5 protein-coding genes are annotated in these 16209 nt (G+C 73.6%); all 5 read left to right on the top strand.

The features are described 5' to 3' along the window. The first annotated feature begins 94 nt into the window (after positions 1-94). The 5 genes from CP984_RS04235 to CP984_RS04255 all read left to right on the top strand — a co-directional run bounded on the left by CP984_RS04235 (position 95) and on the right by CP984_RS04255 (position 16168). Positions 95-4111 carry a non-ribosomal peptide synthetase gene (locus CP984_RS04235; protein WP_004571778.1) on the top strand — a complete coding sequence of 1339 codons (4017 nt, stop codon included), beginning with the start codon at positions 95-97 and terminating at the stop codon, positions 4109-4111. Beyond that, positions 4111-13410, top strand: a complete 9300-nt coding sequence (locus CP984_RS04240; RefSeq protein WP_004571777.1) for a non-ribosomal peptide synthetase — start codon at positions 4111-4113, stop codon at positions 13408-13410. The genes CP984_RS04235 and CP984_RS04240 overlap by 1 nt, the downstream gene beginning before the upstream one ends. A 77-nt stretch (positions 13411-13487) precedes the next feature. After that, complete coding sequence (locus CP984_RS04245; RefSeq protein WP_030179607.1) at positions 13488-14543, top strand: GSCFA domain-containing protein; 1056 nt, start codon at positions 13488-13490, stop codon at positions 14541-14543. Then, positions 14506-15240 (top strand): hypothetical protein, encoded by a 735-nt coding sequence (locus CP984_RS04250; protein ID WP_030179605.1) that lies wholly within the window; start codon positions 14506-14508, stop codon positions 15238-15240. The genes CP984_RS04245 and CP984_RS04250 overlap by 38 nt, the downstream gene beginning before the upstream one ends. Before the next feature lie 55 nt (positions 15241-15295). Next, a complete protein-coding gene (locus tag CP984_RS04255) occupies positions 15296-16168 on the top strand; it encodes a TauD/TfdA dioxygenase family protein (protein WP_004571774.1) in 873 nt (290 codons plus the stop codon). Positions 16169-16209: the final 41 nt, after the last annotated feature.

Raw genomic sequence — 16209 nt, forward strand, 5'->3', positions numbered from 1 at the left:
GGCCCCTTACCGCACCGTATTCGGGCCGGGCCGCGGCGGCAGCTGTTCAGCTGTCCGCACGAACAAACCTCCTCGCACAGAAGAAGAGCTAGTTTTGCCGGCGAATCAAACGTTCCGCGCCTCGACTTCCGATAACCCCCGGACGACGCGGAAGCAGACCGCTGTCGAGCCGCTGCCGAGCCGCACCGGGCCGCTGGAGCTGTCCTACGCGCAGCAGCGGCTGTGGTTCCTGGCGCAGCTGCGGGGCGCCGGCGAGGCGTACCACATGCCGCAGGCGTTCCGGCTGCGCGGACCGCTGGACCGGGACGCGCTGACCCGTGCCCTGGACGCCCTGGTCGCCCGCCACGAGGTGCTGCGCACCCGCCTGGTCACGGTGGCGGGCACCCCGTACCAGCAGATCGACCCGGCTGACGTGGGATTTTCCTTGCAGGTCCACGAGCTGAGCGGTGCCGGTGACGCGTCCGCGGCCGAAGCGCGGCTCGCCGAACTCCTGCGGGAGGAGGCGGTCGCACCCTTCGATCTGGCCGAGGGCCCGCTGGTCCGCGGGCGTCTGGTGGTGCTGGCGGCCGACCACCACGTACTGCTGCTGACCGCCCATCACATCGCGTCCGACGGGTGGTCGATGACCGTGCTGACGCGGGAGATCACCGCCCTTTACACCGCTTTCCGCGCCGGTGAGGCGAATCCGCTGCCTCCGTTGCCGGTGCAGTACGCCGATTACGCGGCCTGGCAGCGGAAGTGGCTTTCCGACGGCGTACCGGCGAAGCAGGCCGACCACTGGAAGAAGGTACTGGCCGACGCCCCGGAGCTGCTGGAACTGCCCACCGACCGGCCGCGACCGGCCGAGCAGGACTACCGCGGCGGAAAGCTTCCGCTGGAATTCGACGCGGAATTGACCGCGGCGCTGAAGAACGCGAGCCGCCGCAACGGCAGTACGTTGTTCATGACCTTGCTGGCGGGCTGGGCACTGGTCCTCTCCCGGCTGTCCGGCCAGGCCGATGTGGTGATCGGCACGCCGGTGGCCAATCGCCGGCGCTCCGAACTGGAAGGTTTGATCGGCTTCTTCGTCAATACGCTCGCACTGCGTATCGATCTTTCCGGCGGGCCGACGGTGGCCGAACTCCTCAAGCGGGTACGCGGCGTCGCCCTGGCCGCGCTGGAAAACCAGGACCTGCCGTGGGAGCAGGTGGTGGAACTCGTCAATCCGTCGCGCAGTCCGGCGCACACCCCGCTGTTCCAGACCATGTTCGCCTGGCAGAACAGCGAGGAGGGCGAGCTGTCGCTGCCGGATATCGAGGTGACGCCGCTGGATTCGCCGTACGACGTCGCGAAGTTCGATCTGACCTTGTCGCTGGCGGAAGAGGACGGCCGTATTGTCGGCAGCCTGGATTACGCGCGGGCCTTGTTCGACGCGGAAACCGTGGAACGGTACGGCCGTTATCTCCGGCGCGTCCTGACGCAGATGGCCGCTGACCCCGGCACCGCCGCCGACGCCCTCGCACTGCTGGACGAGGAGGAGCGGGACCGGCTCGTCACGGAGTGGGACGGGACGGTGCGCCGGGCGGCGTGGTCGGGCGTGATCGACCGCTTCGAGAGCCGGGTGCGCGAACAGCCCGGCCGGACAGCGCTGGTGTGCGACGGCGAGCGGCTGGACTACGCGACGCTGGACCGGCGCGCCAACCGGCTCGCCCACGCCCTGCTGGCCCGTGGAGTGCGCCCGGACGAGGTGGTCGGCCTGCACTCCGGACGCTCGACGGCGCTGGTCGTGGGCGCCCTCGGCATCCTGAAGGCCGGGGCGGCCTATCTGCCGCTCGACCCCGAACTGCCCGCAGAACGGCTGGCCGCCATGGTGGAGGACGCCGCGCCCGCGCTGGTGCTGAGCGACGCGCCCGTACCGTCCGGCGGCCGGCAGTCGCTGGCCGCCGTCGAGGCGGAAGGGCAGCGGGACGACGCGCCCGGCATCGCCGCGCATCCCGACCGCCTGGCGTACGTGGTCTTCACCTCGGGTTCCACCGGCCGCCCCAAGGGCGTCGGCGTCACCCATGGCAACGTTGCCGGCCTCTTCGACCACTGGCTGGCGCGCTTCGACGACGGAGCGGGCGAGGCCGCGTCGTGGTGGTCGGGCATCGGCTTCGACTGCTCGGCGTTCGAGATCCTGCTGCCGCTCACCACGGGCGGCGCGCTGCACCCGGTCCCCGGGGAACTGCGCGCCGACCCGGACGCGTTGCTGGACTGGATGCGCACCCACCGCATCGCGCAGGCGTTCCTGCCGCCCGCCTTCATCAAGTGGATCGATGAGGCGCCCGCCGAGCGGCTGGCCGGTCTCGCGCTGCGCCGCCTGCTGACGGGTGTGGAACCCGTACCGGAGCAGGCCCTGCACCGTATGCGGGAGTTCCTGCCCGAGCTGCGCCTGCTCAACGGTTACGGTCCCTCCGAAACCACGGTCTTCAGCACCGGCTACACCGAACCCCGCCCGCTGTCCCGGCAGTGCCCGGTCGGCCGCCCCCTGGACGGCACCCGGGTCCGGCTGCTGGACGAGCGCCTGCGTCCGGTGCCGCCCGGTGTGACCGGCGAGATCTACATCGGCGGCGCGGGCCTGGCCCGTGGCTACGTCGGCCGCCCCGGCCTGACGGCCGAGCGCTTCGTACCGGACCCGTTCGCACCCGGCGAGCGGATGTACCGCACCGGCGACCTGGCCCGTCGGCTGCCCGGCGGCGACGCCGAGTACGTCGGCCGCCGCGACCACCAGGTCAAGCTGCGCGGCTTCCGTATCGAACTGGGCGAGATCGAGGCGGCGCTGCTGGAGGGGCCCGCCGTGCGCGAGGCGGTCGTACTGGCCGACCGGGACGCGGCGGGGGAAGCGCGCTTGGTGGCCTTCCTGGGCCGGGGCGACGCCGAGGCGCGGCAGCCCGACGCATGGCGCACCATGCTGGCGCGCAGGCTGCCCGGCTACATGATCCCGGCGCTGTTCGTGGAGCTGCCGCGGCTGCCGCGCACCCCCAACGGCAAGCCGGACCGCGCCGCGCTGCTGGAACGGGCGCGGGCCGACGCCCCCGTCCAGGTCAACCAGGCCAGCCCGCGCGACCACGTCGAGCTGGCGCTGTACCGGATATGGCAGCGGGTGCTGGTCCGGTCCGAGATCGGCATCAGCGACAACTTCTTCGACATCGGCGGCACCTCGATCTCCGCCATCAAGCTGGCGCACGCGGTCCGCGAGGAGTTCGGCGAGACGCTGCCGGTGCGCGAGATCATGCTGCACCCGACGATCGAGGCGCTGGGCGGGCGGCTGCGCCGGGGCGCGCCGGACCGGCCGGACAGCAATCTGATCGAGTTCCGCGCGGGCGACGGCCGGCGGCGGGTGATCTGCGTCCACCCGGCGGGCGGCACCGCCTTCTGCTACCTGTCGCTGGCCAAGGCGCTGCCCGAGTCCTTCGGCGTCCACGGCATCCAGTCGCCCGGCGTGAACCCCGGCGAAACGTTCCTGCCGACGGTCGAGGCCATGGCCGAGGCGTATCTGGCGCTGGTGGCACCGCTGCTCGACGGGCCCGTGGTGCTCACCGGCCTGTCGTACGGCGGGCTGGTCGCCCACGAGATGGGGCGCCGCCTGGCGGAGTCCGGCCGTACGGACGTCAGCGTGGTGCTGCTCGACACCCAGGGCTCGGACGGGCCCGTGGACCCGGCCGCGACGGCGCCGGTGGACATGGCCGAATTCCGCGACAAGCTCGTCAAGTTCAACGGCATGTACCCGGGCATCGACGACGAGCAGATCGACCAGTACTTCCACATCTACAACCACAACCGGCGGACCGCGGGCGCCTACCCGGCACCGCCCTCGGCGGCCCGCACGGTCCTCGTCCAGGCCGTCGAGGACGGCGCCGACACCCCGTTCCGGCAGGACGTGCGGGACTTCTGGCAGCGGCGCGCGAAGGGCGACTTCGTGGTGGAACCGGCGTACTGCGACCACTGGGAAATGCTGGAGAGCGCCGAAGTGCTGCGGGTGGCCGCACTGATCGAAGCAGAGCTGGCCCGCTTGGGAGCCGCTCCCCCGCCGCCCGGCAGCCCGTCGCTGCCCACCGGGCCGGAAGCCGAGTCAGCACAGGCGCAGGAGTGATGATGGAACCCGAACCGACCTTCCCCGCCTCCCCCTGCCTGGCCGAAAGCGTCCTCGCCCAGGCCCGCCGCACCCCCGGCGCCCTCGCGGTCGTGGACGGCGACCGGCGGCTGGACTACGCGGAACTCGACACCGCCAGCGCCGCCGTCGCACGGTCCCTGCACCGGCACGGCGTACGGCCCGGCCAGGCGGTGGCGGTCTGCCTGCCGCGCTCGTGGCAGCTGGTCTGCGCGATGCTCGGCATCCTGCGGCTGGGCGCCGTGGTGGTCCCGCTCGACCGGCTGAGCCCGCCCGAGCGGCGGCGCCACATCCTGACCGACTCCGCGAGCGGCACGGTGCTCCACGGCGGTACGGCGCCCGACGGGCTGCCGGACGGCGTACGGGCCCTGCCGGTGGCCGAACTGCTCGCCGACGGCAGCGGTACCCCGCTGCCGCTGCCCGCCACCCCGCCCGCCTCCTTCATCTTCTACACGTCGGGCACCACCGGCCGCCCCAAGGGCGTCGAGGTGCGGGACGCCGGAATCCTGCGGCTCGCGCGCCCGGGGTGGATCAGCCTCGACGCGGGCGCGCGCTACGCCTGCCTGTCCAACCCCGCCTTCGACGCGCTGAGCTTCGAGGTGTGGGTGCCGCTGCTCACCGGCGGCTGCTGCGTGATCTTCGGCGACGAGGAGGTGCAGACGCCGCACCTGCTCACCGAGGCGCTGCGGCGCGAGCACATCGATACGCTGTTCATCACCACGGCACTGTTCAACGCGGTCGCCGACAAGGTGCCCGGCTGCTTCTCCGGTGTCGGCCAGGTGCTGATCGGCGGCGAGCAGCTGAACGCGCCGCTGCTGCGCCGCTGGTACCGCGACAATCCCACGAGCCCGGCGCGGCTGCACAACATCTACGGCCCCACCGAGGCCACCACCTTCGCCCTCTGCCACCCCGTGCCCCGCGACTTCGACGGTGACGTGGTGCCCATCGGGCGGACGCTGCCGGGCACCGAAGCCCTGGTGGTGGCCGACGACGGCGCCGGACCCGCCGAGCCCGGCGAGACCGCCGAGCTGTACCTGGCGGGCGAGGCGCTGGCGGCGGGCTACCGCAACCTGCCCGACGAGACCGCGCACCGCTTCGTACGGCTCCCCTGGCACGACGGCGGCGAGCGCCGCTTCTACCGCACCGGCGATCTGGTGCGCCGCGGCGCCGACGGCCTGATCAGCTACGTCGGGCGCGCCGACCGGCAGGTCAAGGTGCGGGGCTTCCGCATCGAGCCGGGCGAGCTGGAGCGGCAGATCGAGGCCCACCCGGCGGTGCGCCAGGCGTATGTGTGCACCCGCCGTGACGCGCACGGCGTCAATGAACTGCTGGCCTATCTGGTGCTCGGCGACGAGCTGTCGTTCGACGCCTTCGACCGGCACCTGGCGGACGGCCTCCCGGCGTACATGCGCCCGCACCACGTGTACCTGGTGGACGAACTGCCGCTCAACGCCAACGGCAAGGTCGACGCGACGGCACTGCTGGGTCGCGACGACCGCCCCTGGCAGCGCCCGGAGACGGTGGAGGACGCGGCGGCCACGCCCTGGCAGCGCACGGTGCTGGAGCTGGCGGGCGAGGTGCTGGGCGTACCGGGCCTGCGGCTGGGCGACCGCTGGATCGCCAACGGCGGCGACTCGCTCAAGGCACTGCGACTGCGCTTCGAGGTCCGGCGGCGCTGGAGCTGCGAACTGCCCCAGGCAGCGGTGCTCCAGGGCGATTTCGCGCAGCTCGCCGCCGCGGTCGCGGAGGCTCGCGACGGGGCCGCCTCGCCGTACCCGGAGCCCTCCGCCCCCTCGGGCGCCCGCTCCGCCCCCGCCACCTCGGAGCAGCAGCGGCTCTGGCTCCTGCAACAGCGCGACCCGCGGTCCTGCGCGTACAACGTCCCGATGGCGTTCCGGCTGGACGGCGCGGTGGACACCGCCGCGCTGCGGGAGGCGCTGCGCCGACTGGTGGCGCGCCATCCCGCGCTGCGTACGGCCTTCGAGGCCACGCCGGAGGGGCTGCGGCAGGTGGTCGGCGAGGCGTACGACCCGTGGGTCGCACCGGAGTCGCTGACGGAGACCGAGGCCGCTGCGCCGACCGGACCGGATGCCCCGACGGCCGACGAGCCCGACTGGTGCCCCGCCGCCCACCGCCTCTTCGCCGCCCCCTTCGACCTCGCCCGCCCGCGTCTGCTGCAAGCGACGCTCCTCCCGCGGCCGGGCGGCGGCGTTCTGCTGCTGCACCTGCACCACATCGCGGTCGACGGGTGGTCGCTCAACGTCCTCTTCCGCGAGCTCTCGGCCGATTACGCGGCCGCGCTGAGCGGCACGGAGGCGGCGGAGCCCGCGGTGGCACCGACGCCGCTGGACTACGCGGGCTGGCAGACCGAGTGGTTCGCGACCGACGCCTACCAGGCTCAACGCGCCGAGCTGCGCGGCTACTTGGGCACCTCGGAAGAGGCGCCGGCCCCATTGGAGCCCGTCCGCCCCCGGCCCCGTACCAACGGCCGGCTGCTGCGTGCCCCGCTCGGCCCGGGCCGCCGCGCCGCGCTCGACCGGCTCTGCGCCGACCTGGGCCTCACCCGCTTCCAACTGCTGCTGGGCGTGTTCGCCTGGAGCCTGTACGGCGTGACCGGGCGCTCGCGGCCGCGTATCGCCGGGCCGGTGGCCAACCGGCCGGTGCAGCCCTTCGAGAACAGTGTCGGCATGTTCGCCAACACCGTGCTGCTGCCGCTGGACCTGGCGCCGCGCGAGCAGTTGCGCGCGCAGCTGCTACGGCAAGGCGCCGCCGTACAGGAGGTGCTGGACCGGCAGGACGTGGCGCTGGCCGATGCCCTGGCCGACCAGGAGCACCGTACGGACGGCTCGCCGTTCGACTTTCTCTTCGTCCTGGAGAACACCGATTTCGGCACGCTGGCACTGCCCGGCTGCGCCTCCCGCCCCGAGTGGCCGGTGCCGGCCGAGGCCAAGTGCCCGCTGACGCTGTCCGTGGTCGAGCACGACGCGGGTTTCGACTGCCTGTGGGAGTACGCCGCCGAGCACTTCGACGACGCCGAGGCGGAGGCTATGGCCGCCCTGTTCCGGCAGGGGCTGGACGAGCTGGCCGACGGCGGTACGGCCACGCTGGCCGAGCTGGTGGGCCCGTACCGCGACGGCCTGCCCGAGCCCGGCCGGGGCGCCACGACTCCCCCGGCGTTCACCACGGTGGCCGAGGGCTTCGCCCGCCAGGCGCAGCGGACGCCCGACGCTCCCGCGCTGGTCGCCGACGGCCGCACCCTGACCTACGCCGAACTCGGCGCGCACGCCGCCGCGTTGGCCGACGAGCTACGGGCGGCGTACCCCGCCCCGCCGGAGGACGAAGACCGTCCGCGCTGTGTCGCGCTGCACTTCGAGCCCTCCGCCGAGCACGTGGTGGCGCTGCTGGCGCTGGCCCGGCTCAACCTCACCATCGTGCCGCTCGACCCGTCGTACCCGCCGAAGCTGCTGCGGCAGATCCTCGACCAGGTGCGCCCGCTGTGCGTCCTGGTGCCTCCGGACGGCACGGCGGCGATCGACGCGATCGCCCCGGCGGACCTGCCGCGCCACCCGGTCACCCTGCCGGACACCGCCCCGGACGTGCCCGCGTACGACGAGCCCGCCCACGACGGACGACGTCCGCTCTACACGCTGTTCACCTCCGGCTCCACCGGTACGCCCAAGGGCGTGCAGGTGCCCGACCGTACGCTGTGCAACCTGCTGCACTGGCAGGCCGACGCCGGTGGCCTGGCGGGCGGCGCCGTCACACAGCAGTTCTCCATGCTGTCCTTCGACGTCTCCTTCCAGGAGATCTTCGGCACGCTGTGCGGCGGCGGCCGTCTGCACCTCGTACGGCCCGGCTGGCGGCAGGACGCACCGGCCCTGCTGGAGCAGCTGGAAACGGCCGGCGTCGAGCGGATCTTCATGCCGTACGTGGCCCTGCACCTGCTGGCCGAGCACGGCGTCCGGCTGGGCCGCTTCCCGTCCCGGCTGCGCGAAGTGGTCACCGCTGGCGAGCAGTTGCTGTGTACGGACGCGATACGCCGCTGGTTCGCCGGGCTGCCCGGCGCGCGCCTGTTCAACCACTACGGGCCGACCGAGACGCATGTCGTCAGCAGCCTCTGCCTGGAGGGCGACCCGGCGCACTGGCCGGAGCGCCCGGCCATCGGCAGGCCCGTCGCCAACGCGTGGCTGCACGTCGTGGACGAGGCCGACGCGCCCGTACCGCCCGGCTGCCCCGGACGGCTGCTGATCGGCGGCCCGATGGCCGCGCCCTGCTACCTCGGCGACCCGGCGCTCAACGCGTCCCGCTTCGTGGAGCTGCCCGGCCTGGGCACCTTCTACCGCAGCGGCGACCTGGCCCGCTTCGACCGGGACGGCCTGCTGCACTACCTCGGCCGCGACGACCAGCAGGTGAAGCTGAGCGGCCACCGGCTGGAGCTGGGACAGGTCGAGGCGGCGCTGCTCCAGCATCCGGGCGTGGTCAACGCGGTCGTGGTGCGCGACGGCGGCCGGCTGACGGCCTGTCTGGAGTGCCGCGGCGAGTCCCCGGCACCGGAGGACCTGGCCGCGCACCTGGCGCCGCTGCTGCCTCCGTACGTACGGATCGACCGCTTCCGGCGGCTCGCTTCCCTCCCGCTCACCCCGAGCGGCAAGCTGGACCGGCGCCGGGCGCTGACCGCGCCGGGCGAGGAGCTGCGTCCGCGTACCGCCACCACGGCAGCGGCCCTGTCGCCGGTCGAGGCCCGGCTCACGGAGCTGTTCGAGGCGGTGGTCGGCAGGCCCGTCGGCCCCGACGAGCGGTTCTTCGACGCGGGCGCCACCAGCCTCGACCTGATGCGCTTCCACTTGCGCTGCACCGCCGAGCCGGACCTGTCGTTCGGCATTCCCGACCTGTTCGAGCACGTCACCGTCCGGCGGCTGGCACGGTTCCTGACCGGCTCACCGGCGCCGGAGGCGGCGGCACACCAGGACGCACCGGCGTCCCGCCCGGCCGACGAGCCGGTCGCCGTCGTCGGCATGGCCGTGCGGCTGCCCGGCGCGGACGACCTCGGCGCTTTCTGGGACCTGGTGCGGACCGGCGGGCGCGGCATCGAGCACTTCGACGCCCCCGACGGCCTGGTGGGCGCCCGCAGCCAGATGTCCGGCCTGCTGGACTTCGACCCGGACCACTTCGGCATCAGCCGCCAGGAGGCCCGGCTGATGGACCCACAACAGCGCCACCTGCTGATGAGCGCGGTACAGGCGCTGGCCCACGCCGGTGTCACCGATCCGGCCGGGCAGCGCGTCGGGCTGGTCGCGGGCTGCGGCGAGAACACGTACTACCAGTCCGTACTGCGCGAGGCCGACCCGGCGTATCTGCCGGACGGCTTCCAGATGGCGCTCCACCACGACAAGGACTTCCTCGCCACCAAGGTCGCCTACCACCTCGATCTGTCGGGCCCGGCCTTCACCGTGCAGGCGGCCTGCGCCAGTTCGCTGGTGGCGGTGCATGTCGCGGCCGGTCTGCTGCGCCAGGGCGACGCCGAGGTGATGCTCGCCGGCGGCGTACTGGTCGACACCCTGCTCACCGACGGCTACCGCTACCGGCCGCAGCACATCTTCTCCAAGGACGGCCACTGCCGGCCGTTCAGCGACGACGCCGACGGCACCATCGGCGCCAGCGGCGTCGGTGTGGTCGTGCTCAAGCCGCTGCGGCTGGCGCGGCGGGACGGCGACACCGTGTACGCGGTGATCACCGGCTCGGCGCTGAACAACGACGGCTCCGCCAAGCTCAGTTACAGCGCGCCCTCACTGGCCGGGCAGCGCGAGGTGATCCGCACCGCGCTGCGCCGCAGCGGCCGTACCGGCGCCGACCTCGGCTACGTCGAGGCCCACGGCACCGGCACCGCGCTCGGCGACCCGGTCGAGGTCGGCGCGCTGCGCCAGGCGTTCGGCCTGGACGGGCCGGACGGGGACGGCCACTGCGCGCTGGCCTCGGTGAAGAGCCAAATCGGGCACCTGGGCGCCGCCGCTGGCGTGGTCGGCCTGGTACGGGCCGCCCTCGCGGTCCACCACGGCGTCATCCCGCCCAATGTCGGCTTCCACCGCCTGAACCCGCAGATCGGCACCGACGCGGCGCCGTTCACCATTCCGACCGAGGCGCGCCCGTGGCCCGCCGGGCGGCCCCGGGTGGCGGCGGTGAGCAGCTTCGGCATCGGCGGCACCAACGCCCACCTCGTCCTGGAGGCGGGCGAGCGGGCGGAGGAGTCCGTGTCCGAGGTGCCCTGCCTGCCGCTGTCCAGCAGCAGTGCGGCCGGGCTGCGCGCCGACGCCGCGCGCATCGCCGACTACCTCCAGGCCCGGCCCGAGGCGTACGGGCAGGTGCTGCGCCACCTCCAGGCGGGCCGCCCGGCCCACCGACGGCGGGCCGCGGCGGTCTGCGCCGACGCGGCGAGCGCGGTGACGTGGCTGCGTACGGTCGCGGAGGCCGAGCGGATACCGGACGCCGCCCCGGCACCGGCCGACGCGGACGGCACCGAGGAACCGCTGTCGTCCGACGGCCACTCCCCCGAGGAACTGGCCGACGCCTGGCTGACCGGACGGACGGTCCGCTGGCCCGCCGGTCCGGCGCAGGCCCCGTGGGACTTCCCGCCCCCGGCGTTCGAGCTGTCCACGTACGACTTCCAGCGCGCCACGCCGGAGACGGACGGCCCCGCAAACCAGGCCGCCACAGAGGCGCTTCCCCAGCGGCTGCCGGAGACCGACTGGCTGCATCAGCCGCACTGGGTCCGGCTGAGCCGTGCCGTCCCGGCCCCCGCGTCGCGGACGCCCGGCGGCCTGCTGGTCGTCATGACGGCCGAACCGCTGCCTCCCGAGTCGCTGCGTCTCTTCGAGGCGGGCTGGTCCCGGGTGGTGCGGGTCGGTGCGGCCGACGCGTACGCCCGGCCGGCGGACGACGTGTACGAGGTGGACCCGGCCGACCCGGCCTCGCTGCGGCAGTTGCTCGACGCGCTGGGCGACCCGGGTGAGACCGTCATCGACTGGCTGCACGCTCTGCCGCTGGCGGTCGATGGCCCGGTGGACGAGGACGCGCTGACGCGCGCCCGCTGGGCCTGTCTCGACACGCCCGCTGCCCTGCTGCAAGCCGTTGCCGGAACGCCGCTCGCGGAGAAGGTGCGGCCGTGGTGGCTGTCGTACGGTGCGCAGCCGGTCGAAGGGCCCGTACTGCGGCCGGAGCTGGGCCTGCTGGCGGGGGTCTGCGAGGTGGCTCCGCAGGAGTGCGCCGTCGACGGCCGCTGGCTGGACCTGCCGAGCCGTGAACTCGCCGACTGTGCACATCAGTTGGCGGCACTGCCGGGCCACGTCGACAACTCCGGCACGCTGCCTCGGCGGCTGGCGCTGCGGCAGGGGTACTGGTGGCAGCAGGCGCTGCTGCCGGTGCCCACCCCCGCGACGGCGCCGTCTTCCGCGCTGCCTTCCGTGCTGCCGGACGAGGCGGGTACGTACCTGATCCTCGGCGGTACCGGCGGCATCGGCAGCAGCATCGCGGCCTGGCTGCTGGAGCGGTCCGACTGCCGGGTGATCCTGCTGTCCCGGCAGCCACGCGTGCCCGCCGAGCTGACGGCGTGGGCCGACCGCGTCGAGCTGGTCGAGGCGGACCTCGCCGAGACGCCGACCGAGACCGTCCTCACGCGCATCGAGGCCGTGGCCCACCGGATCGACGGTGTCGTGCACGCGGCGGGCACGGCGGCCGGCGGCCTCGTCACGCGGCGGGACGCCCCGGCGATGCGCCAGGCCACGGCCGCCAAGCTGCACGGCGCCCTCCTGGCCGAGCGGCTGATCGAGCGGCACCGGCCGGCCTTCGCCGCGTACTGCTCCTCGATGGCGGCGCAGTTCGGCGGCATCGGCCAGTTCGACTACGCCGCCGCCAACGGCCTGCTGGACGGCTTCGCCCGGCACCGGGCCGGCGAGGCCGAAGCGACCCTGCGGATCGGCATCGACTGGGACATCTGGAGCGAGGTCGGCATGGCGCGCGACGCCCTGCGGACGGACGCCCGCCATCAGGCCCACCTCGCGGTCGGCCTGGCGGTGAAGGAGGGCCGGCAGCTCTTCGCGCGGGCACTGGAGCTGCAACTCCCGCAGCTGCTGGTCTCCACGACGCCCATCGAGGAGGCCCGCGCGTTCTATGCGGCTCCGGCCGACGCCTCCGTGTCGCCCGTCACCCCCGGCACCGCAACCGCCTCGGCCACAGCCTCCGCGTCCGCCGAACTCACCGACTGGCTCGGCCGCTGGCTGGGCCTGGACGAGCTGGACCCGGACGCCTCGCTCTACGACCAGGGCGCCGACTCGCTGACCATGCTCGATCTGATCGGCAAGGTGGCGGAGCACTTCGGCGTCGACCTGGAGCTGTCCCAGCTCAGCCATCAGGTCAGCCTGAACGAGGTCCTGGTCAAGGCGGGGGCGGAACCGTCCGGCGCGGCCCGGGCCGCCACCAGTGCCGCCGACGATCCGGTGACGCTGGAGGTCTGGCAGCAGGGCACCGGGCACGACCTGCTGTGCCTGGTCCACCCGGTCGGCGGCGACATCCAGGCGTACCGCGCGCTGGTGTCGGCCCTCGACCCGCGCTTCACCGTCTGCCTGATCGCCGACCCCGCGCTGCGCTTCCCCGACCTGCCGGCCTGGTCCCTGACCGAGCGGGCCCGGCGCTACCACGCCGCCCTCGAAGCGCGTTTCCCGCACACCGGATGGCACCGGCAACTGGCCGGCTGGTCCTTCGGCGCGTGGGTGGCGCAGGCGATGGCGGCCGAAGCGGAGGCGGCAGGCCGTCCCGCCGCCGCGCTCCACCTGCTCGACCCGCCGCCGCCGGACGCCGCGCCGCACTTCAAGGCGTACGACGAGACCCAGCTCGAAGCGGTCTTCGCGCACGAGCTGGGGCAGGGCGGCACGGGCGCGCCGGCGAGCCGGGAGGCGCAGGCGTACGCCGAGCGGCTGGCGCGCTGCTGCCGGGCCAACATCGCCGGCATGGCCCGGCACGACGTACCCCGGCTGACCGGCACGCCCACCCACCTGTGGCTGGCGAACCGGCCGGTGGAGGGGCTGCCGGACCTGGGCACGCCGGAGGCGCAGCAGCGCAAGTGGCGGGACCGGCTGCCGGGCCTGCGCGGCTGGCAGAGCGTGGACACCACGCACTACGGCATCGTCCGGCCTCCGTATGTGCAGGCCGTGGCGGACGCGGTGGATACAGGCGCATCGGACGCGGACGCGGTGGACGCCGCCGTACCGACCGATCCGGAGCGCCGCTGATGCCGTATCTGACCGAGGGGAACGCCCCGTACCCGCCCGCCCACCGACCACCCGTCCCCCGAGCCGAGGCCACCACCATGCCGACCGAGAACCCGTACCAGTCCCTCCCGCCGCGCTCCTTCTGGCGCACCGCCGTGGCCGAGCCGGACCCGGCGGACATCGGCGGGCTGTGGACCCCGAAGTTCGCCATCGGCCAGGACGACGTGGTCCTGACCGCGGGCTCCTGCTTCGCCCGCCACATCGGCCGCGCCCTGCTCGAACGCAGCATGAACTGGCGGGACGCCGAACCGGCCCCGCCGGGACTGACCGAGGAGGCGCGCCGGGCCCGCCACTACGGCGTGTTCTCGTTCCGTACCGGCAACATCTACACCGCCGCGATGCTGCGGCAGTGGCTCTCCTGGGCCCACGGCGAGACCACACCGCCCGACGAGGTGTGGACCGAGGACGGCCGCTGGTACGACCCGTTCCGCCCAGCCGTCGACCCCGAAGGGCACCCTTCGGCGGACGCGGTACGGGCCGCCCGCGAAGCCACCCTGGCGGCGGTGCGCGGCGCCGTCGCCGAGGCGGACTGCTTCGTGTTCACGCTGGGCCTGACCGAGGCGTGGGTGGACCGCCGCGACGGCACCGTGCAGCCGGTCTGCCCCGGCACGGTGCGCGGCACCTTCGACGACGGACGGTACGCGTTCCACAACTTCACCTTCGACGAGGTCCGCCGCGACCTGACGCACGCCATCGCGCTGGCCCGCACCGTCAACCCGGGGCTGCGTGTACTGCTCACCGTCTCCCCGGTACCGCTGACCGCGACTGCCACCGGCAGCCACGCCCTGACCGCAACCACGTATTCGAAGTCCGTGCTGCGCGCCGTGGCCGGGCAGCTGGCCCAGGAACACGAGGACGTCGACTACTTCCCCGCGTACGAGATCGTCACCGGCTTCCCGTTCAAGGCCGGCTTCTTCGAGCCGAACCTGCGCACCGTCACGCCGGAGGGCGTCGCCTTCGTCATGCGCCAGTTCTTCGACGCGCTCGCCCAGGCACCGGCCGCGCCGCGGCCCGCCGCCCCCGCCCAGCCCGCACCGACCGGAGAGGACTTCTGGTGTGACGACGCCGTACTCGACTACTACAACCAGGGCTGAGACGGACGCGGACGCGTCGGCGCCCGCCTCCGCCGCCCGGTTCCTGCTGCTCGGCGACTCGCATGCCGGGCCCGTGGGGCGGGCGGCGAAGGCGGCCGGCATCCCGTTCAGCGGTGGCCCGATCGGCGCCGGACGCGACTTCAACGCGGAGTTCTTCGACACGCGCGGCACCGACGTGGTCTTCCGCAAGGCCGAGGCGGACGCGCACTACCGCCGGTTCCTGGACGAGCTGGGCATCGCCGGGCTCGGGGAGCTGACCGTCCCGTTGGTGTGCACCTTCGGCTTCAGCGCCCACTTCATCGCCACGACCGAGAACTGGCGCATCTACCGGGTGCGCGGCGGCGGCTTCGCCCCGGGCTTCCTGGAGAGCCCCCTGTTCGAGGATCTGGTACGCGCCACGGTCCGCGACGCGCTCGCCTTCTACGCCCACGCGCGCGAACTGGGCCTGCGCGTGCTGGCGGCGATGCCGCCGCAGCGCGTACCGGGCCTGTCATCCCCGGACGTATTCATGGCGGCGCAGGACGTCGTACGCCGTGCGGTCACCGCGCTCGGCGTCGAGGTCGTGGACCTGCGCGAGCGCGTCACCGACGGGACCGGCCTCCAGCGGCCCGAACTCTGCGAACCCAACGACGTGATCCACGGCAACCTGGCCTTCGGCCGGCTCATCCTGGCCGACCTGCTGGCCCGGGGCCTGTGACCGCCCGTTCCCCCGACCCACCCCGTCTACCCCGTACCACCCCAGGAGGGGCGCAATGGAGCAGTACGCACTGGACGCCATCGAGCGCGTCACGACCCGCGAGCCCGAGGTCTACGACACCATCGCGGTCGACCCCATCACCCCGCTGACCGGCGCCGAGATCACCGGCCTCGACCTGTCGAAGGAGCTGACCCCCGGCCAGGTGGACGAGCTGCGGCGCGCCTTCCTCGCCCACCACGTCCTGGTCTTCCGCGACCAGGAGCTGACGCCCGAGGACCACAAGCGGCTGGCGGGCCACTTCGGCGAGCTGCACCCGGTGGCGGCCCCGGCCGAGGGCTCCGACCCGTACGTACTGGAACTGAGCACCACCAAGGAGTCGCGCGCCGTGGCGGGCAACGGCTGGCACGCCGACGGCACCGCCGACGCCGAGCCCTCGCTCGGCTCGATGCTGCACATCATCCGCCCGCCGGAGGGCGGCAGCGGCGGCGACACCCTCTTCGCCAACATGCACCTGGCGTACGAGCTGCTGTCCCCGGCCATGCGGACGTTCCTGGACGGCCTCACCGCCGTCCACGACGGCATCCTCCCCTGGCAGGGCCAGACCCCGCCGGCCGACTACGTCGTCCCCGTCAACGAGCACCCCGTCGTGGCCCGCCACCCCGAGACCGGCCGCAAGCTGCTGTTCGTCAACGGCGCCTACACCTCGCACATCCCGCAGCTCACCCGCGGCGAGAGCAGGGCCGTGCTCGACATGCTCTTCGACCACATCGCCCGCACGCCGCTGCTGAACTGCCGGGTGCGCTGGGCCCCCAACACGCTCGTTTTCTGGGACAACCGCTGCCTCCAGCACCACGCGACGTGGGACTACTACCCGCAGACACGGTACGGCCGCCGCGTCGCGATCAAGGGGCAGCGGCCTCAGGCGTGACGCGATCGGCTGCCGCTCCGGGTCGTGGGTGTCCGGGGCGG

Source organism: Streptomyces rimosus (genome assembly GCF_008704655.1).
GTDB lineage: Bacteria > Actinomycetota > Actinomycetes > Streptomycetales > Streptomycetaceae > Streptomyces > Streptomyces rimosus.

Bases quoted from the DNA above. Each gene is read 5' to 3' on its own strand.
- CP984_RS04245 (WP_030179607.1), top strand. From the start codon at position 13,488: ATGCCGACCGAGAACCCGTACCAGTCCCTCCCGCCGCGCTCCTTCTGG.
- CP984_RS04240 (WP_004571777.1), top strand. From the start codon at position 4,111: ATGATGGAACCCGAACCGACCTTCCCCGCCTCCCCCTGCCTGGCCGAA.
- CP984_RS04255 (WP_004571774.1), top strand. From the start codon at position 15,296: ATGGAGCAGTACGCACTGGACGCCATCGAGCGCGTCACGACCCGCGAG.